An 18,575-nucleotide genomic window follows, 5' to 3' on the forward strand; every position below is an offset into this window, starting at 1 on the left:
TTTATTGAGTGCGATACCTTCTGCCGCGCGTTTAAATCACGCGGCAGAAGTTTAGAAAGATTATCCTCTCTGGCGTCGCAGTTGTACCAACCACAGCCCGCCAATAGACACCACTATCAGCCCACCAAATGCACAACCAATGGCGACCACCGACATATCGACTTTAACAGCCAGAGTATAAAGCCCCAGCATCAGTAGCATCGCGGCGTTTTCACTAAAGTTTTGTACCGCAACCGCATTGCCTGCACCGACGGTCTGTTTTCCCCGATGCTGCAACAATGTATTTAACGGTACAATAAAGAATCCACCGAAAACGCCGATCAACATCAGGATGGCATAAGAGAGCGGCAGACTGCCCTGCAATACGAAAACCACTACACCAGCCCCCAGCAGAACCCCGGCAGGGATACAGCGATTTACCGTGTCCAACGTAATCCACTTCGCAGCCGCAGCGGCGCCAATAACAATACCTACCGCCACCATGGCGTTAAGTAACGTTGGTGTCAGTAGCCCTTCGATATGCAAAGCAATGGGCACCCACAGAATTAACAGGAAGCGCAGAGTAATACCCGCCCCCCAGAACAGGCTGGTGCCCACCAAAGACATACGGGTGCCCCGATCGTTCCATAAGATTTTGGCCGAGTCGGCAAAATGTACCACCATCTCCTTCAAATTCCAGCGCATTCCCGGACGAGCCGCTGGTAAACGAGGAATAAAACAGTTTGCCACCACTGCGCCAGCATAAACGGCACAACACACCGCCAGTGCCAGATAAGGGCTAATATCCACTAACCAGCCCCCGACCAAAGAGCCCACCAAAATCGCTGCCAGCGTTGAGGACTCAATTAAACTATTCGCTTTTACCAGTTGATCGCCATGGGTAATTTCGCCAAGAATACCGTACTTCGCCGGAGAGTATGCCGTTGCGCCAATCCCTACCAGGGTATAGCCAAAAAACGGATCCAAACCGCCAATAATGATTATCGCACCCAACAGCTTAATGCCGTTGGCAAACATCATCACCCGCCCTTTGGAGAAGCTATCTGCAATCTGTCCGACAAACGGTGCCAGCACCACATAGGCCACAATAAACAGCATTTGCAGCGTGGAATGGCTCCACAGGGGGTAAGCCTTCTGAATCAGAACACCCAGAGTGGCAAAAAACAACGCACTATCACCGAAAGCTGATAAAAATTGTGCGCTGGCGACCGCCACCATTGCGCGATTCAACAATGGTTTTGGCGTCACATCAACAGTGGTCATAATGACTCCACAGGCTCTTCAGCCAGTTTACGCAGAGATACAAAATCTGGCTTACCACTGCCCAGCAAAGGAAGCGATTTCACTACGCGAATATCGCGCGGTACCGCCAGCGCCGGTAATCCAAGATCCTGAGCAGCACGATTTAAAGCATCGCGCGCTAAGTCCGCAGTCGTAGTAAACAGAACGATGGATTCACCTTTCGATGCATCGCTACGTACTGTTGCCGCATGCTCTGCCTCCGGTGCCACTTTTTTAGCAATGGCTTCAACGCTTTCCAGTGAAACCATCTCCCCCGCAACTTTAGCAAAGCACTTCACCCGGCCTTTAATAGTACAGAAACCATCATTATCAAAAGAGACAATATCGCCAGTGTCATACCAACCGGCCTCTATATCGCCCTGAGCGTTTTCCGCCGACGGCGTCTCCAGCACGCCCGGATTCTCAACCCGCAGATAGCCCTTCATAATATTTGGTCCCATCACCTGTAAACGACCACCCTCCTCAATACCCGGCACGGTAATCAACCGCGAATGGATACCCGGAAGTAACTTACCAACAGTATGGGATTTAGCCGCCATCGGTACGTTAATCGCCAGTACCGGTGCGCATTCCGTTACACCATAGCCTTCAAGAATACGGATACCAAACTTCTCCTGCCACAGCTCCCGGGTAGCTGTAGACAGCTTTTCTGCACCTGCCACCACATAACGCAGTCGGGCAAAATCATAAGGATGGGCGAAACGGGCATAGTTATTCAGAAAGGTTGGAGTACCAAACATCACATTACAGTTTTGGTCATACACCAACTCAGGCACCACCCGATAGTGGAGCGGGCTAGGATAAAGGAAGATGCTGCTACCTGTCATTAACGGTGTCAATAACCCCGCAGTCAGGCCAAAAGCATGAAACAGCGGCAAGGCTGACATAAACTTATCCTGCGCGGTAAAATCAGCCACAGTACGAATTTGTTCAACGTTTGCCAACAGGCTGTCGTGAGAATGAACCACGCCTTTTGGGTTACCTTCTGAACCGGAAGTAAACAGAATAATTGCCGCATCATCAGGTTTCTGTTTCACCATTGCCATTCGAGGGAACAACAGGTGCTTCAGGACCCAGAGTTTATCTTCTCCGGTAACGGTATCTTTCAAATCTTCCAGGAAATACCATTTGGCACCGGTGACTTGTTCCGCCAGATAGGTCAATTTTCCTTTTTCAAGAAACTGCCGGGAAGTGACGATAGTCTTTATCTGCGCCGCTTTTAACGCACTCTCCAGACCATTAACACCGGCGGTATAATTCAGCATCGCCGGAACCCGGCCGCTTAGTGAACAGCCAAAAATGGCGGCGGCGGTAACCACCATATTGGGCAGCAGTAATCCTACATGCTCCCCCGGTTCACTCAGTTTGCCGATAATACGGCTTAAACCCAGCGACTTTTTCAGCAGGGTGCGATATGAGTCATTTTTCATGGAAATATCGGTAATACAGGTCTTGCCGATACCATAGCGAGTATGGGCTTCCAGCAGTGCTTCATATAACGTCACACGCTGGCGGGTTGCCATACGGGCATCCATCATAATTTGATGCAGGCAAACACCGGCTAATTTACGACGCTGAGCCGCTTTTGGCGCATCGGGCATTGGAACCCGGGTCGGCGGCAAAACGTGAATATTAACCTGCGGAAACAGGCGCAGTTTAAATACACCTTTCAAACGGCTCAGAAAGCTGAATTCCAGACCTTCCAGCCAAATAGGGATCACCGTTGCCTGAGAACGTGCGGCAACAAAAGCCGCACCGTCATAAATCTTCATTAAGGAACCGGTAACCGTAATGCGGCCTTCCGGGAAAATAACGATCGGACGCCCGTGCTCAATTTGTCGCACCAGCGTTTTAATTGACATGGGTTTTGAAGGATCAAGAGGAACAATATCCACATAAGGCATTAATATGCGGATAAACCAACGCTCGGTATACAGGCTATACACAGCGAAAACGGGTTTAACCGGTAAAAATAACGCCAGCAGGATACCATCAATAAAAGAGAGATGGTTTGGGGTTATCAGTATGCGTTCCTGTTTAAAGCAATCCGTATCGCCATAAACACGCACGCGAAAACATAAGCGGCATAACGCTCGTAAAATCCGTAAAACCATTATAATCTCCCTATCGGACAACGCGATATGCGTTGATACCTCCATTTCCAGGTTAAGACAATCTATTTTTATTGCTGTTCGCGATTAATTGTTTAATCGAATAAAAAACCAGCAATATTTTCCTGAAGTAAAAAAAAACCTACGCATCCGCGTAGGTCGGTGTAATCCCGTAAATGGTTCTGACGTTGCCGCCAGATATTCACCAATAAATACCTCTGGGATCTCAAATCTAGCCCATGTCATAACGGACAGCCAGCCTGAAAAGACTACATTGACGCACAAAGTGTAACGAAGCATGTAATTTTTGTGTTTTCTTCAATTTTGTGACATTTCATATTGCTAATACCCCTGTTTTCCGTGAGACTTCACGATGTAAACGTTTTCTTTTTATCCGGATGGCAGGCAAACTATGGCAACAATTAAAGATGTAGCAAAACTGGCGGGCGTTTCTGTTGCCACGGTCTCCCGCGTGATTAACAACTCGCCAAAAGCCCGGGGAGCCACCAGAGAATCGGTGCTCAACGCCATGGCGCAGTTGCAGTATCATCCTAATGCTAATGCCAGAGCGCTGGCACGCCAGACGACCGGTACCATCGGCCTGATTGTCTCCGATGTTTCAGACCCCTTCTTCGGCGTCATGGTAAAAGCCACCGAGCAAGTCGCCAGCGATAGCGGTAACTTTCTGCTGATTGGTAATGGCTATCATGATGAGCATAAAGAGCGTCAGGCTATTGAACAGCTTATCCGTCACCAGTGCGCCGCATTAGTGGTTCATGCCAAGGCGATGGGGGATGAGGAGTTACGAGGGTTAATGAACCATATTCCCGGAATGGTGCTGATTAATCGTATTCTGCCTGAACTGGAATCCCGCTGTATCGCCCTGGACGATCGCTATGGTGCCCATCTTGCTACTCAATATCTTATCCAACAGGGGCACCGTAATATTGGCATTATCTGTTCTGACCATAAGATATCCGACGCGGAAGATCGCCTTCAGGGCTATCTGGATGCCCTGACGGAACACCAAATTGCCATCAATACCAAACGCATTGCCTATGCTTCACCGGACGAAAGCGGTGGAGAAAAAGCGCTGATAGAGCTGTTAGAAAGAAACCAACAGATTACCGCAGTGGTTTGCTACAACGATACCATGGCCGCCGGTGCCCTCTCAGTACTCAGCGATAACAATATTCAGGTGCCTGAGCAAATATCGCTGATTGGTTTTGATGATGTACTGATCGCCCGCTATTTACGCCCCGGATTAACCACCATTCGCTATCCGGTGGTCTCGATGGCAAAGCAGGCGGCAGAATTAGCACTGGCGCTGGCTCAGGGGAAAACGCTGAAAGACGTCACTAATCTGTTTCATCCCACGCTGGTGAAGAGACACTCCGTCTCACCACTATTATAAAACCCCCATTTATTTCCTCTACTAACGGCATAGCATCCTGCAAATAGCCGGGCCACTGATGTCAGGCTTTTCTTATCACCCCTGTTCAAATCAAAAGTTAACCACAGCAATAAATATTGCGATCCATCTTCCTGATTTTTATTTTCGGGCTTTTCTCTTATGTTATCCGTCGCATAATGCGGTTCCAACCGATAGATAACCTGGTGGTGAACCACTTTATCGGGATGCATTCGGCAACAAAGGAGTTGATGTTTTTATGAGCGCTGTCATGCTAAACTTAATAGGAGTTATTGAATGTTATTAAACGAGGTAATTCTTATGGGTTCTCATACTAAACAGACCATCAGCGCTCAAATTCCCATTGAGCTGGCCCTTGCCGTTGAAAATCTGGCTACAGAGCTGGATCGTTCAAAAAGCTGGATTATAAAAGAGGCATTAGTTTCCATGCTGGCAGAAAGAGAACGGCGACATCAAAGCGTGCAGGCTGGGCTGGCTGATGTTGACGCGGGACGAGTGGTTAGCCATTCAGACATGGTGGATTTTACTGACCGCCTGAAGAAATCCTGATAAATGGAAATTTACTGGACGCGGAAAGCTCAGGACGATCTGAAACGTCTTTATCGTTTTGCCCTTCAATACAGTCGGCAACGCGCTGATGATGTTTTAGAACGTCTGATGGCTGGCAGCGCCAGCCTGACAAGTTGTCCTGCGATTGGCGTACCACAAACACGATATGAGCCTCGCGAAGTGAGGAAGGTTTTGTTCGACGACTACGAAATCCACCATGAAGTTAAAGATAATGACATTTTCATTCTGGATCTCTGGCATACAAAAGAGGAGCACTGACGTTCAAACCAGCACATCAGGCCCTTACTTTCATATCAATAATTTCTCTTAGTGATACGGTTCATTTATCACTACTGAACTTCAATATTTTACAATTCTGACCACAGGTAGTACCCGCTTTCGTCAGTATTATGCTGTTCCGTTGGGATATTAACTTACGGGAATCTGCGGTACCTGGTTTAGTGGGTACTGGCGGTATTGGCGTTGTGCTCAACGATGCAATGAACCTGTTTCAGTGGTAGTGAGTAGCCACTATTCTGGTGAGTATTTTAGTGGTCGTTTTGTTAACTGAATGGGTTGTTGTTCGCGTACGCCAAAAATTAATCTAATCTGAATAGGGGGAGACGAGAGTTTCACCCCTACAAGAACAGATAATCGATTAATACAGGAACGGTCTAATGATTTTGAAAAACCAATATTATGTACTGCGTCACGGCCACAGTTTAGCCAATCAGCAAAAGATCATTGTCAGTGATATTCAGCATGGACAACATGCCTATGGCCTATCCCCGGTGGGTATCAATCAGGTTATCCAGACTCTGGAAAACTGGCCCTACCCGATTCCGGATCTGATTTTTCATTCCGATTTTAAGCGTACAGCAGAAACCGCAGGCATTGTTGCCGACTATTTTAACCGTCAGGCCAGGCCTGCTTCAGCGCTGCGCGAGCGCCATTTTGGCGAGTTTGAACTGCGGGATGACAGTCATTACCCACTGGTCTGGAAGCACGACGCAGAAAGCCTTACAGAGCCATTCGCTCAGGTAGAACAGCTCAACGCCGTTTGTGAGCGTGAAATGGCATTTATCCAGACGCTGGAACAACAATTTGCTCAGAAAAAGATTTTACTGGTTGGTCATGGCGATCCTCTACAGATCCTGCTAACCCATTTCCAGCAGATGCCACTGAGTCAGCATCGGGACTTAGCCCCGCTAATGACGGCAGAAGTAAGAAAATTACATGGAGAGTTACAACCTCAGGCTACATTGAGTAATGCCTGACAGGATCGGGTTGAATTGACCGTGATAGTGATAAAACAAACCGGGTGGTGAAAAGTTAAGCCTCTTCACCACCCTAAAATTTTATCAGACCAAACGGCTTACTGATAAATTCAACCACTTATTGATGTCTATCACGATGACTGACCGCCGGACACCTTTCCTATTTCCTCGCGGCAAGTGAGCGCAGCAATACACCAATGGTGGTTCCATTATGCAACAGGGCACTTAACGTCGGGGATAACCGCCCCATCGCTGCCGCCAGCATAATCGCGCTGTTAATCCACTCGGTGAGTTTGATATTGCTGTTAACCAGTTTCATGGCGTCAACCGCCAGCTCGCGGGCCGTCACTACGCCATGCAGGGAGTCTTGCAGCAGTACCGCATCGGCCGCCTGTTGGGCAAGTTCGGTGCTTTGGTTCATCGCCAGACCAACATCCGCCTGGGTCAGTACCGGTGCATCATTAACACCATCGCCAACAAACATCACGCGACAGCCCTGTTCCTGTAATGACTGAACTACGCTAACTTTGCTTTCCGGCGTTGCTTCAGCAAAGAACTGGTCAATGCCCAGATCTTTAGCCATTTGCCCAGCTTTATGCTGCTTATCGCCGGTTAACAAAATCACATTCTTTATGCCCAACTCACGTAGTTGGCTGATAATTTGCGCCGCTTCATCGCGCACGTTATCCTGCAGGCCAATCATTCCTACCAGCTGTTCATTGAGGCTAATAAACAACAGATGGCGACCTTGTTCTTCCAGCTCCTCGATTTGTTCCCGGAACGGAGAGAAGTCGATATGGTAATGTTCACGCAGGAAGTGACGACTACCGATCACCATGCGGTTACCGTCAAGTTCAGAAATCAGCCCATGGGCAATCACATACTCCACTTCACCATGGTTAATATGTGGCAGCTCATGCTGCTGTGCTGCACTGACTACCGCACGCGCCAGCGGGTGATTACTATGCTCTTCTACCGAAGCAGCTATTGCCAGCAGGCGTTTAGCCCAGGTATGTTTTGGATCAAAACTGACCACATTAGTGACCAACATATCCCCGTATGTCAGGGTACCGGTTTTATCAAACACCACGGTATCAATATCTGCCAGTTGCTCAATGGCGCGCCCGCCTTTGAGCAATAGCCCGGACGTCGCCGCTTTGTACATCACCGATTTAAACGCAATGGGCGTACTCAGCTTTAAGGCACAGGAATAGTCGACTAAAAATACCGAGGCCAGACGATTCCAGTCGCGAGTGAGTGCAAATACGCCTGCACCCGCTCCCAGGGTAATGGCGACCCGACGGTCCGCCATTCTTTGGGTAACCTGCTGGGTTTCGCTACGCTGTCCGAGTGACTCAGTAATAAAACGACGGATATTGGCGGTTGAAGACTCATCACCGACTCGCTCAGCGCGAACCGCAATGTTACCGTCCTGAACCTGAGTTCCGGCAAATACCCAGGCACCGGTTTCACGACGTACCGGCACACTTTCTCCGGTCATGGAGGCCTGATTAATTAAACCAATACCACGCAATACACTGCCGTCAGCAGGAATATTATCGCCTGGCCCCAGCAGCATCACGTCACCGTTTACCAGCGCTTCCGCATTAATTTCCTGGCTTTCACCATCGCGCTCAACCCAAACCGAGTGGTACTGTGGCTGCATCAACTCAGACAGTAGCTCGTCTGAGTGGCGGCTGGTTTCCTGCTCAAAATATTCGCCCAACGTCAGTAGTGACTGGGTCAACATGGCCGTTCGATAATCACCGCGGGCAATTGACAGGCTTAGAGCCAGCGCATCCAGCACTTCAACCTTCAGTTCTCGCTGGCACAGTGACTCAACGCCTTCAGCAATGGTGGGTGCCATTAACGCAATGGCGGGTAATGCAGACCAGCGTTTAGGTAAAAACTGAGTGGCGGCCAGACCGGCCAGATTAAGCAGATTATCACCGCCACAATATTCCGGTTCGTACTCGCTGTCAGTCGCTGAATCCCAGTCAATGTCATTCAACTGCGCCAACAGCTTTTCCGCATCGGTTTTGCTGGTGTGATAGGTTAATACGGCAGACGCCGCTGCCGGGCGCAAACGCACCGTTTTCACCCCGGTGAAAGAGAGCAGATGGGTTTTAAGCCATCCGGCCACATCCGGCTGCGCCCGTAGCTGAAGAATGCGTACTCGCAATCGACCGGGAAGCTGATGAACCGGCTTAATAGAATATGATTGGGTCATCAGGGCAATTACTCGCTGTCCTGATCTTTTTCGCGATAATAATCCAGCTCGGCCTGTACATCCGCCAGACGTTCTTTCAGCTCTTCCACTTCACCACGAACCGCACCCCAGGCTTTATTCGCCGTTGCACCAATGCTCTTTTGTACATTGCGATTAGACAACAGATAAGCAATTGCGGCTCCGGCAACAATACCGGTAATCAGATGAGCCCGACTATTGTCCGCACGATAAGGGGTTTGTGGAGCCGATGGGTCCATAGGGTAAGGCGCGTAAGGATTGTAGTAAGGGTTATAGTAATAAGGATTATTCGGCTGTTTCATCTGCGCCTCGCTTATTCATTGAGTCTAATAGGTACAGTCCGGCAGCGCCTGCACTGAGTACTGTCAGCAGTGTCAGTACCGGGCGGCCTGCGGTGGCGTTAGCTACCGTCATGGCAGCACCACTCACCAAACCGGCTTTAGTGGCATCAATCAGAACTTTACTGGTCGCCTGCTCCAGCGTCTTTTCACCGCGCTGGTACTGACGCCACTGCTCTACCCCGGAAGCCGTTGCGCCAACCAGAGCGCCAGCAATCAGCGCCCGGCTGGCAGGATTCATACGGTCGCTGTTATTACTCATCCGCCTTCTCCTGTTCACGGTGACGCTCTACCGATTCCTGAAAGCCTTCTTTGCCAGCCTGAACCGTATCACGGAAAATCGCACCGCTGGTCATGACACTCTCTTTAACGCTGCCTGCGGTGGTTTCCGCCGCCTCTTTTACTTTACTCCCGCCACTTTTCAACATATCACCGGCATTAGCAAAGGTTTGCAGCAGCGTATTGCGTACGCTTTCATTACCTAAAATCAGCGCCGCAGCGGCACCAATCATCGCGCCTTTCCAGAACTCTTTATCATCAACACCAATAGTACTGATGATATTTTTAAATAATCCGGCCTGCTCTCCCATCAAGCCTTCAACCATACCTTGCGCCTGTCCACTCCAGTCAAAACCCGGCGCTATTTGCTGTGGGGCGGACTGTTGAAACTGGGGAGGATACTGTTGAAACTGGGGAGGATACTGTTGAAATTGCGGAGGCATTGGATAGCCCATCGGAGGCTGACCGCACATTGGGTTCCACATCGGAGGATGAGGTGGCCACATCATCTGTGGCATTGGTTGCCCCTGCTGCTGAGGATAGGGAGGATAATAAGGATAACCGTAAGGCCCGTAGGGCGGCATCCCTTGATATTCAGGGATTTCCTGATCGTTACTCTTCTTGTCTTTTCCCATCTTCAGTTCCTCACTTATTTAGACTCTGGCGGAGAGATAATTGGCAGAATTTCAGTTAACGCTTGCTCTGCAACCCGATCGTCATCACCAAATAGCTGTTCCAGTAACTTTGGCGGCAAACGTTTAGCGTCATACTCTAATAATAGACTTCCGGTTGCACTATTAAGGGTATAGCTACGTAAACAGTTATTCTTACCGCAAAGCTCTTCTAACGCAGATAACTTACTTTTACTCAGCCCGGCCACCAGCTTATTGGCAAAACGCAGCCTGATTCGACCAGGGATGTGATGGGCAAGCGTTACAAAACGGCGTAGCGCCATTAACCCACTATAACTATCAGAACTCATTTTACATCCTAAAAAAATCAACTATTCCGCCGCAGCAGAATAAGGAGTCATATTAGTTATGGCTATCATATGACGTGACCTGATGATTTAAAACACTTAAACGCCCCGGTTTGGAAGTAAATCAGATTTATGCCGAAAAACAGAAAGACCCTAGCATAAAGAAGTAGAGATATTACACAAAAATTGGTTAATAACAGTACTGGACAGTGCTCAAAGCTTAATGTAAATTATTCTCGTTATCTTTATCATTCAGGTGGCCATCATGAGTAGTCCATATGTTCATCAGACACAAAACCGCGTTCGCATTCGTTCTGATTATATTCAACAGCACGCTGCTGAAGTGACAAACTTGATTGCAAAGTTGGATTTAGTGCCGGGAATCAAAGAGATTCAATACCGTCGCTATGCAGGTTCTGTGGCAATTCGTTTTGACAGCAAAGTCATCAGCGCTGCTGCGCTGTTGGAAACGGTAGAAAGCTATGGCTGGCTGGAAAATAGTGAAGAACGCGACTTTATTAATAATGCGGTACGTCTGGGGGCTAAAACCTTATTAAAAGGTATTGCCTTAACTACGCTGAAGCGCACGTTAGGTGGTTCACTGGTCAGTGCTGTAGCAGCCATCGCCAGATAAATAACGCCCTCATTCTTCCTGTGTCCCGTCCTAAAATACGTTGACAGTTTTTTAGGACGGGACAGCCCAATTCCCCCTGCCCGCTCTTCATCAACCTCTGCTTTTCTCTCTGTCTCTGGTTATCCGGTCATCAAATATCAGATAAAGAAACTGCGCCTCCCGACACAGTCCTCTTTCGAACGGCAAGATATAATTGAGATCTGCGTATAAATAACTCCCAACGATTTGAAAATAAGAAGGACAGAATATGAAAATAGGCGTTATCGGTGCGGGTGCGATGGGTGCGGGTATTGCTCAGGTGTTTGCCGCAGCAGAAGGCTTCACGGTGGTTCTTGCTGATATTAAGCAAGAGTTCGCAGAAAAGGGAAAAAACAACATTATCGCCTCGCTGAACAAGCTGGTAGATAAAGATAAAATGGTGGCAGATACGGCTAAAACAATCGCCGCCAATATTACTCCCGGCCTGCCAGAAGATGTCTCTAACTGTGACCTGATCATTGAGGCGATAGTCGAGAATATTGACATTAAACGCCAGCTTTTTAATAAACTAAAAGACATCTGTCGACCCGACGCCATTTTCGCCTCTAACACCTCTTCACTATCCATTACTGAACTCAGCGCCGGGCTGGATCGCCAGGTTATCGGGTTGCATTTTTTCAACCCTGCACCGGTGATGGCTCTGGTAGAAATTGTCGTGGGTTTAGGTACCACCGATGAGATGATCAGCAAAATGCAGGCGATCGTTCAGCAAGTGGGGAAAGTTGCCGCTATTTCTAAAGACGCACCGGGTTTTATCGTCAACCGGGTGCTGATACCGATGGTAAATGAAGCCATTGGTATCTATGCCGATGGCACCGCCAGCGCAGAAGATATCGACACCGCCATGAAGCTGGGGGCGAATCATCCTATGGGGCCGTTGGCTCTGGGCGACTTAATCGGTCTGGATGTCTGTCTTGCTATTATGGAAGTGCTGTACTCAGAAACCGGAGACTCAAAATATCGCCCTCACATTTTGCTTCGTAAAATGGTCAGAGGTGGAGCATTGGGAAGAAAGAGTAAGAAAGGATTTTATCGTTACGCCTGATATCAACCCCCGACGATTGGATGCCCGATTACAGCACCAATCGGGCTAGGGTGCTCTTATAACGGTGTGCCCTTAATATAAATCTGATGGGCAATAGATTGCCAATATTAAGCAAAACGTTTAGCGGCACACTGGCAAATGCCACCGCTTTTAGCCGGACAGCGTTTGCAGGGTGGGGATTTAAAGGGCAAACGCAGGATTGCCGGAGGGGCCATACTACCAGATTGTATGCGCATATTACCGACATTTCCGGTTTTTACCGGCTGGCGTGATGCTGGAGCGTTATAGCCGCCGTGATCGAACCAGTCCAATAGGGGTTTCAAGGGTTTTGAAACTTCAACCAGCATATTACCCATCACTTCCTGAGAGAGTTCACTCCAGATTGAATCCGTGGTTTCTGGTTTAGTGGCTCGGGGATGTGAATTTGGTAAAACTGCGGGGCGGACAAGATTCTGAAGCGCACGATCCCCCGCCTTACTTTTGCTTCCGTGCTTAGACGCTTTTTTACGTAATTTTTTCAGTGCCTTGAGGGCTGATGACATAAAGTAGCCTGCTCGCAAACAATAATGAGAATGATTATCTATATTATTAAATCACTTTTCAATACTTTTCCACCAACAGATGCTCACGCCGGAGGCAATACTTTGCTACCATATGGGAAAATTTAAATTGTCACATATATCGACATCGACACGGGACTAGTTATGAACAATATCGATTTTCCAACCAACGCGACACCAGAAGAGATGGCCAGAGAGATTTCAGGTCTGAAAGCTATTCTGACATTAATGCTGATCACGATGGGTCAAGCGGACGCGGGAAAAGTGATTCTGAAAATGGAAAGACTGATTGCCGATCATCCGGATATGGCGGAAGCCGAAACCTTTAAAGGTATCGTCCAGCAAATGCGGCAGGCATATCGCCAAGAGACGTGCTGATAGTTGTTTTTCTTTAGGAGCCCCGCGTTAGGTTTAACACGGGGCTTTTTGTTGTTTGGAAATTGGGTTTTTAAGCGAAATTGACTACTGAGGCGATTCCGGCCGTAAAGGCAATCTGCTCATATTACCATTGTGCCCGGCCGGTAAGGCCGTCTGTATTTGAGACCAAAGAGCGCCAAGCCTGAGCTTCCTACGGGCAGTTATGAAACACCTTGCGGGCCAGCGCTAGCGCTGTTCAAACAGGCTTTGCCTGTTTGTCGTTGGCTTACACCAAGTCGACCCCAACGGCACTCTCACCCGACGATTAGCTTTCGCGAAAAACAAAGATCAAAAATACATAATATTCAGGGCAACGCCCTGAATACTAAACAATCTCTCGCCCTTTATCTTTTGACCTTTAAGAGCACTGGAATTCAGCTGACGACTGAGAGAGGGTAGCACGACCAGCAGGGATGCTGGGCGAGGCGCAGCGACGTCTGACAAAATTGTAGGAGCAATTTTGAACAGCACAAAGTGCTGGCCCAAAGGGCCGAGCCTCATGGATGAGGCGAGTACTCCGGCTCTGCGCCGGGGCGTAAGCCCGAGTGAAGAAGGAAGGCAGTCGCCATCAGAAGACCTGGATTCGTGTGCGAAGGCGCGGGAAAGCAGAGGGTACCCGCCCTGGTACCCTCTGCTCGGCCACTCGCACCAATGTTTATTCAGGCACAGTACTATTAGTGGACGAAACCAACGCTCAACCTAATTTTCTTCAACACATCAAGTATGAATCAGGTTACTTCTTATCATCCTCAAGACTATCATTCCTGTAATTCACCCATCCATTAACCCCCAACGTCACCGCCAGAATTCCCCCTACGGTTCCCAGCGATACCGCTATCGGAATATGGTAGAAATCAACGATCAACATCTTGATGCCAATAAACACCAGGATCACCGCCAGACCATACTTCAGCATAGAAAAACGTTCTGCTACATTAACCAGCAGGAAGTACATTGCCCGCAGGCCCAAAATGGCGAACAGGTTTGAGGTTAATACAATGAAGGGGTCCGTTGTCACGGCAAAAATAGCCGGAATACTGTCTACGGCAAAAACCACATCGCTGATTTCCACCAAAATCAAAACCCAAAACAGTGGAGTGGCAAACAGTACGCCGTTGCGGCGGGTGAAGAAGCGCTCACCCTCCATACTATCGGTCATGCGAATATGGCTGCGAAGCCATTTCACCATTGGTTTATCGCCAATATTGGATTCATCATCCTCTTTGGCCAGCGCCATTTTAATACCGGTGAGCAACAGGAAAGCACCAAACACATACAGTATCCAGCTAAATTCAGAAATCAGCCAGCTACCGGCGAAAATCATAATGGCACGCAGGACGATGGCTCCCAGCACACCATACACCAGCACCCGCCGTTGTACTGCGACAGGAACAGAGAAGTAGCTAAATATCATCAGCCAGACGAACACGTTATCGACTGCCAGTGCTTTTTCAATCAGATAACCGGTAATAAAAGCCAGTGCCTGAGTATCAGCCACCTGCTGACCAGCACTATCTTTCAGATACCACCATAGACCCAGCGCAAACAGTAAAGAGAGAGAAATCCAGACTAACGACCAGACTGCAGCCTGTTTAAAAGACATCGCTCCGCCCTTCTTCTTGCCCTGTCCAAACAGGTCAATCATTAGCATCACAGCGACAATAAGTGCAAAACTGCCCCACAACAACGGGGTTCCTATAGTATTCATTTTGGGTCTCCTCTGGCTTCTTATCTCACCCTGCTGTTTAAAACCCGAGTGGCTTTAAACAACATGGCTGACAGATACAGAAACCTAACCTTCAGACATAAAAAAACGGCCAACGTCGGAAGACGCAGCCGCTGTTTTAGCTAGCTATAAGCGCACCTCGCCTTCCGGCAAGGTCTCACTTACAACCGAAGGTTGCCTGGTAACCGGATGTATATGCATACATCGTATTGACGATTAGCCAGCTTGGAAGTTACTCCCCTTTGCAGAGGGAAAGATACGTATTATCGTTACCAGAGTCAATAGGAGGGGAAACTTAAATGACAGAAAAGCAGATTACACTACCCGTTGGGTTGATGAGCAATAAACTGATAACCAGATGAATAATGTTTTCTTATTTAATTATATTATTTATTTGCACTTATTTTCTTATTGATTCTATAATAAATACATCCGAGCGAAATATAATAAAGTATCAACAATGAGCCCTTAGGAAATAAAGAATATTAAATATCAATTTTGATTCCTTATATTTTCCAGCCTCAATAAAAACCTTACAAAAAGTATCATTACTGCTCTAACACCTCTCTCTAAAAAATAAAATATCAAATCTGATTCTTTAAAACTTTTTATTCAAAAATGGTTTTGTGATCGAAATTTAGCATTATTTTATTTTAATTTGTTAAAGTTCCCTCCGTGACAAATCAACACATTATTTCTTAATAAAAAGTTAGTTTATCACCGGTATTAATTTAATACCGCGGGACCATTTTAATAAAAATTTACTTTGGGATATTTATGGACACTACTCAAACCACAACAATCACAGCAAGTATTGCGCCGGCTTCCAGTTTAGGCTGGCGTAAATCTGACACCATGTGGATGCTGGGCCTGTACGGCACAGCAATCGGTGCAGGCGTATTATTTCTACCAATTAACGCAGGTATTGGCGGTCTTATTCCATTAATTATTATGGCACTTATCGCTTTTCCTATGACCTATTTTTCACACCGTGGACTAACTCGCTTTGTTCTTTCTGGTAAAAACCCCGGTGAAGATATTACTGAAGTAGTAGAAGAACACTTTGGTGTTGGTGCAGGCAAATTAATTACCCTGCTATATTTCTTTGCAATATACCCAATCCTGTTAGTTTATAGTGTGGCTATTACTAACACTGTAGACAGCTTTATTGTTCACCAATTAAATTTACCCTCACCACCGCGTGCTATTTTATCTTTAATCCTGATTGTGGGATTAATGACAATTGTTCGCTTTGGTGAGCAATTTATTGTTAAGGCAATGAGTATTCTGGTATTCCCATTCGTTGCCGTTCTGATGTTATTAGCGCTATACCTGATTCCAAACTGGAGCGGCGCAATATTCGAAACTGCCAGTTTATCATCAACTGCAAGTGCTACCGGCAACGGTCTGTTAATGACTCTGTGGCTGGCAATTCCGGTAATGGTGTTCTCTTTTAACCACTCACCGATTATCTCTGCATTCGCCGTGGCGAAACGTGAAGAGTACGGTCAGAACGCAGAACGTAAATGTTCGCAAATTCTGGCTCGTAGCCACATCATGATGGTTCTGACCGTTATGTTCTTCGTATTCAGCTGCGTACTGAGCCTGTCGCCTGCGGACCTGGCTGCTGCCAAGGCACAGAACATCTCAATTTTGTCTTACCTGGCTAACCACTTTAATACACCTATCATTGCTTATATCGCTCCGGTGATTGCTTTTATCGCGATTACCAAATCATTCCTGGGCCACTATCTGGGTGCTCGTGAAGGTTTCAACGGTATGGTGATCAAATCTCTGCGCGGTAAAGGTAAGAGCATCGAACTGAACAAACTGAACCGTATCACAGCACTGTTCATGTTAATTACCACCTGGATCGTTGCAACACTGAACCCAAGCATTCTGGGTATGATTGAAACGCTGGGTGGGCCAATCATCGCAATGTTGCTGTTCCTGATGCCGATGTATGCCATTCATAAAGTTCCCGCTATGCGTAAATACAGTGGTCACATCAGCAACGTGTTCGTCGTACTGATGGGTCTGATTTCCATGTCAGCCATTGTTTACAGCCTTATCAGCTAACAGTCGTCCAACATGATGTTGTAAGGAGATTCCATGATTAGCGTATTTGAAATTTTTAAAATTGGTATAGGTCCTTCCAGTTCCCATACGGTGGGTCCGATGGTAGCCGGTATCCGGTTTATTGAAGACCTGAAAAGTAAACAACTGGACAATCTGACTACCGATATTGTTGTTGATATCTACGGTTCTCTATCACTGACAGGTAAAGGACACCATACCGATATCGCCATCATCATGGGTCTGGCCGGCAACAAACCGGATACGGTAGAAGTTGATTCCATTCCTGGCTTTATTCAGCAGGTGCATGAAACCGGCACTTTACCTATCCGCTGTACTGACAACACACTGCGTCGTGTTGGACTAACGCTGAATTTCTCAGATAAGACGTTGCCCCTGCATGAAAACGGCCTGACATTTCATGCTTACGACAACAATATTCTGCTCAGTAGCAAAACCTACTACTCTACCGGCGGCGGTTTCGTGGTGGATGAAGAAAATTTTGGTAAGGAGTCCACCGCTGAGGTGACGGTTCCTTACCCATTCTATTCAGCCAAAAACCTGCTTCGTCACTGCAAAGACAACTGTTTGTCGCTCTCTGCGGTCATGATGAAAAACGAAATTGCCCTGCACGGCAGAGAGGGGGTGGAGCGTTATATGGCGCTGGTATGGGAAACCATGAAAGGTGCCATCCATCGAGGTATGAGTACAGAGGGTGTGTTGCCCGGTCCATTAAAGGTTCCGCGCCGGGCATCTGCCCTGCACCGCATACTGCAAACTCATGACCGCTTGTCTACCGATCCAATGACCGCTATGGATTGGGTTAATATGTTCGCCATGGCGGTGAGTGAAGAGAACGCCGCCGGTGGCCGCGTGGTTACTGCGCCAACCAACGGCGCCTGTGGCATCATTCCTGCGGTTCTGGCTTACTATGACCACTTTATTCAGCCGGTAACACCTGAAGCTTATACTCGCTATTTCCTGGCGGCTGGTGCGGTAGGGTTACTGTATAAGATGAACGCCTCTATCTCTGGCGCTGAAGTCGGCTGTCAGGGTGAGATTGGCGTGGCCTGTTCAATGGCTTCTGCCGGTCTGGCTGAGTTACGGGGCGGTAGCCCGGAAAAAGTGTGTAACGCTGCCGAAATCGGTATGGAGCATAATCTGGGCTTAACCTGCGATCCGGTTGCCGGTCAGGTTCAGGTTCCTTGTATTGAACGTAATGCCATTGCCGCAGTAAAAGCGATTAACTCCGCCAGCATGGCGATTCTGCGTACCAGCGAACCGCGCGTTTCTCTGGATAAGGTTATCGAAACCATGTACGAGACCGGTAAAGATATGAACGCCAAATATCGTGAAACGTCTCGCGGTGGATTAGCCATTAAAGTGGCGCTGTGTGAGTCCTGATAATAGCTAAATCCTGGTAGTAATAATCCACCTGCATAGCAGGTGGCTTTGACACGGCCCCCTAAAAGGGGGCTAACTGCTGTATAAACACCATCTCATTACTATTCCTGTATTTTCAGTCTGCATAAAACCAAGTCCGTGACTCACATCAATATGATG

18 protein-coding genes are annotated in these 18,575 nt (G+C 47.8%); 9 read left to right on the forward strand and 9 right to left on the reverse strand.

Annotated elements, in window-relative coordinates; genetic code table 11:
* Positions 1–60: 60 nt before the first annotated feature.
* Both lplT and aas read right to left on the reverse strand, forming a co-directional pair.
* Positions 61–1,263 (reverse strand): lysophospholipid transporter LplT, encoded by a 1,203-nt coding sequence (lplT, locus tag LPW36_RS03580; protein WP_230608103.1) that lies wholly within the window; start codon positions 1,261–1,263, stop codon positions 61–63.
* Positions 1,260–3,416, reverse strand: a complete 2,157-nt coding sequence (gene aas / locus LPW36_RS03585) for a bifunctional acyl-ACP--phospholipid O-acyltransferase/long-chain-fatty-acid--ACP ligase (protein WP_230608104.1) — start codon at positions 3,414–3,416, stop codon at positions 1,260–1,262. Before aas ends, lplT begins: the two co-directional genes overlap by 4 nt.
* Before the next feature lie 409 nt (positions 3,417–3,825).
* On the opposite strand from aas, the gene galR reads away from it, so the two are divergent.
* The 4 genes from galR to LPW36_RS03605 all read left to right on the forward strand — a co-directional run bounded on the left by galR (position 3,826) and on the right by LPW36_RS03605 (position 6,671).
* Positions 3,826–4,827, forward strand: coding sequence for an HTH-type transcriptional regulator GalR (gene galR / locus LPW36_RS03590; RefSeq protein WP_230608105.1), 1,002 nt, complete (start codon positions 3,826–3,828; stop codon positions 4,825–4,827).
* 318 nt (positions 4,828–5,145) lie between these two features.
* Positions 5,146–5,394, forward strand: coding sequence for a CopG family ribbon-helix-helix protein (locus tag LPW36_RS03595; RefSeq protein ID WP_230608106.1), 249 nt, complete (start codon positions 5,146–5,148; stop codon positions 5,392–5,394).
* 3 nt (positions 5,395–5,397) lie between these two features.
* On the forward strand, positions 5,398–5,673 hold the full coding sequence (locus LPW36_RS03600) for a type II toxin-antitoxin system RelE/ParE family toxin (protein WP_230608107.1): 276 nt from the start codon (positions 5,398–5,400) through the stop codon (positions 5,671–5,673).
* A gap of 398 nt (positions 5,674–6,071) precedes the next feature.
* Entirely contained in the window at positions 6,072–6,671 is a 600-nt protein-coding gene (locus LPW36_RS03605) for a histidine phosphatase family protein (protein WP_230608108.1), read from the forward strand.
* A gap of 160 nt (positions 6,672–6,831) precedes the next feature.
* Here the strand turns inward: LPW36_RS03605 and LPW36_RS03610 are convergent, their stop codons facing one another.
* The 5 genes from LPW36_RS03610 to LPW36_RS03630 are packed head-to-tail and all read right to left on the reverse strand — an operon-like array spanning position 6,832 to position 10,518.
* A complete protein-coding gene (locus LPW36_RS03610; RefSeq protein WP_230608109.1) occupies positions 6,832–8,901 on the reverse strand; it encodes a heavy metal translocating P-type ATPase in 2,070 nt (689 codons plus the stop codon).
* A gap of 8 nt (positions 8,902–8,909) precedes the next feature.
* Positions 8,910–9,221: a YtxH domain-containing protein gene (locus tag LPW36_RS03615; RefSeq protein ID WP_230608110.1), complete on the reverse strand. Its 312-nt coding sequence runs from the start codon at positions 9,219–9,221 to the stop codon at positions 8,910–8,912.
* Positions 9,205–9,519 (reverse strand): magnetosome protein MamC family protein, encoded by a 315-nt coding sequence (locus LPW36_RS03620; RefSeq protein ID WP_130590576.1) that lies wholly within the window; start codon positions 9,517–9,519, stop codon positions 9,205–9,207. The genes LPW36_RS03615 and LPW36_RS03620 overlap by 17 nt, the downstream gene beginning before the upstream one ends.
* Entirely contained in the window at positions 9,512–10,171 is a 660-nt protein-coding gene (locus LPW36_RS03625; RefSeq protein WP_230608111.1) for a hypothetical protein, read from the reverse strand. The genes LPW36_RS03620 and LPW36_RS03625 overlap by 8 nt, the downstream gene beginning before the upstream one ends.
* A 14-nt stretch (positions 10,172–10,185) precedes the next feature.
* Positions 10,186–10,518, reverse strand: a complete 333-nt coding sequence (locus tag LPW36_RS03630) for an HMA2 domain-containing protein (RefSeq protein ID WP_230608112.1) — start codon at positions 10,516–10,518, stop codon at positions 10,186–10,188.
* A gap of 262 nt (positions 10,519–10,780) precedes the next feature.
* Here LPW36_RS03630 and LPW36_RS03635 point away from each other — a divergent pair, with 262 nt between their 5' ends.
* Both LPW36_RS03635 and LPW36_RS03640 read left to right on the forward strand, forming a co-directional pair.
* Positions 10,781–11,149 (forward strand): HMA2 domain-containing protein, encoded by a 369-nt coding sequence (locus LPW36_RS03635; protein ID WP_230608113.1) that lies wholly within the window; start codon positions 10,781–10,783, stop codon positions 11,147–11,149.
* 247 nt (positions 11,150–11,396) lie between these two features.
* Entirely contained in the window at positions 11,397–12,233 is an 837-nt protein-coding gene (locus tag LPW36_RS03640; RefSeq protein ID WP_230608114.1) for a 3-hydroxyacyl-CoA dehydrogenase NAD-binding domain-containing protein, read from the forward strand.
* A 107-nt stretch (positions 12,234–12,340) separates the two neighbouring features.
* Here the strand turns inward: LPW36_RS03640 and LPW36_RS03645 are convergent, their stop codons facing one another.
* Positions 12,341–12,775 carry a hypothetical protein gene (locus tag LPW36_RS03645; protein ID WP_230608115.1) on the reverse strand — a complete coding sequence of 145 codons (435 nt, stop codon included), beginning with the start codon at positions 12,773–12,775 and terminating at the stop codon, positions 12,341–12,343.
* A gap of 162 nt (positions 12,776–12,937) precedes the next feature.
* Between LPW36_RS03645 and LPW36_RS03650 the strand changes: the two genes are divergently transcribed.
* Complete coding sequence (locus LPW36_RS03650) at positions 12,938–13,171, forward strand: DUF2594 family protein (RefSeq protein WP_230608116.1); 234 nt, start codon at positions 12,938–12,940, stop codon at positions 13,169–13,171.
* A 772-nt stretch (positions 13,172–13,943) separates the two neighbouring features.
* Here the strand turns inward: LPW36_RS03650 and LPW36_RS03655 are convergent.
* Positions 13,944–14,918, reverse strand: coding sequence for a TerC family protein (locus LPW36_RS03655; protein WP_230608117.1), 975 nt, complete (start codon positions 14,916–14,918; stop codon positions 13,944–13,946).
* Positions 14,919–15,713: 795 nt separating this feature from the next.
* On the opposite strand from LPW36_RS03655, the gene LPW36_RS03660 reads away from it, so the two are divergent.
* Together LPW36_RS03660 and LPW36_RS03665 are read left to right on the forward strand one after the other, a co-directional pair.
* A complete protein-coding gene (locus LPW36_RS03660) occupies positions 15,714–17,015 on the forward strand; it encodes an HAAAP family serine/threonine permease (RefSeq protein ID WP_230608118.1) in 1,302 nt (433 codons plus the stop codon).
* Between the two features lie 33 nt (positions 17,016–17,048).
* Positions 17,049–18,416 carry an L-serine ammonia-lyase gene (locus LPW36_RS03665; protein WP_230608119.1) on the forward strand — a complete coding sequence of 456 codons (1,368 nt, stop codon included), beginning with the start codon at positions 17,049–17,051 and terminating at the stop codon, positions 18,414–18,416.
* Positions 18,417–18,575 lie beyond the last annotated feature (159 nt).

This window comes from Limnobaculum eriocheiris (assembly GCF_021010575.1).
Lineage (GTDB): Bacteria > Pseudomonadota > Gammaproteobacteria > Enterobacterales > Enterobacteriaceae > Limnobaculum > Limnobaculum eriocheiris.

Bases quoted from the DNA above. Each gene is read 5' to 3' on its own strand.
- LPW36_RS03625 (WP_230608111.1), bottom strand. From the start codon at position 10,171: ATGGGAAAAGACAAGAAGAGTAACGATCAGGAAATCCCTGAATATCAA.
- LPW36_RS03605 (WP_230608108.1), top strand. From the start codon at position 6,072: ATGATTTTGAAAAACCAATATTATGTACTGCGTCACGGCCACAGTTTA.
- LPW36_RS03615 (WP_230608110.1), bottom strand. From the start codon at position 9,221: ATGAAACAGCCGAATAATCCTTATTACTATAACCCTTACTACAATCCT.
- aas (WP_230608104.1), bottom strand. From the start codon at position 3,416: ATGGTTTTACGGATTTTACGAGCGTTATGCCGCTTATGTTTTCGCGTG.
- LPW36_RS03610 (WP_230608109.1), bottom strand. From the start codon at position 8,901: ATGACCCAATCATATTCTATTAAGCCGGTTCATCAGCTTCCCGGTCGA.
- LPW36_RS03620 (WP_130590576.1), bottom strand. From the start codon at position 9,519: ATGAGTAATAACAGCGACCGTATGAATCCTGCCAGCCGGGCGCTGATT.
- LPW36_RS03595 (WP_230608106.1), top strand. From the start codon at position 5,146: ATGGGTTCTCATACTAAACAGACCATCAGCGCTCAAATTCCCATTGAG.
- LPW36_RS03635 (WP_230608113.1), top strand. From the start codon at position 10,781: ATGAGTAGTCCATATGTTCATCAGACACAAAACCGCGTTCGCATTCGT.
- LPW36_RS03660 (WP_230608118.1), top strand. From the start codon at position 15,714: ATGGACACTACTCAAACCACAACAATCACAGCAAGTATTGCGCCGGCT.
- LPW36_RS03640 (WP_230608114.1), top strand. From the start codon at position 11,397: ATGAAAATAGGCGTTATCGGTGCGGGTGCGATGGGTGCGGGTATTGCT.
- lplT (WP_230608103.1), bottom strand. From the start codon at position 1,263: ATGACCACTGTTGATGTGACGCCAAAACCATTGTTGAATCGCGCAATG.
- LPW36_RS03600 (WP_230608107.1), top strand. From the start codon at position 5,398: ATGGAAATTTACTGGACGCGGAAAGCTCAGGACGATCTGAAACGTCTT.
- LPW36_RS03645 (WP_230608115.1), bottom strand. From the start codon at position 12,775: ATGTCATCAGCCCTCAAGGCACTGAAAAAATTACGTAAAAAAGCGTCT.
- galR (WP_230608105.1), top strand. From the start codon at position 3,826: ATGGCAACAATTAAAGATGTAGCAAAACTGGCGGGCGTTTCTGTTGCC.
- LPW36_RS03655 (WP_230608117.1), bottom strand. From the start codon at position 14,918: ATGAATACTATAGGAACCCCGTTGTTGTGGGGCAGTTTTGCACTTATT.
- LPW36_RS03630 (WP_230608112.1), bottom strand. From the start codon at position 10,518: ATGAGTTCTGATAGTTATAGTGGGTTAATGGCGCTACGCCGTTTTGTA.
- LPW36_RS03650 (WP_230608116.1), top strand. From the start codon at position 12,938: ATGAACAATATCGATTTTCCAACCAACGCGACACCAGAAGAGATGGCC.
- LPW36_RS03665 (WP_230608119.1), top strand. From the start codon at position 17,049: ATGATTAGCGTATTTGAAATTTTTAAAATTGGTATAGGTCCTTCCAGT.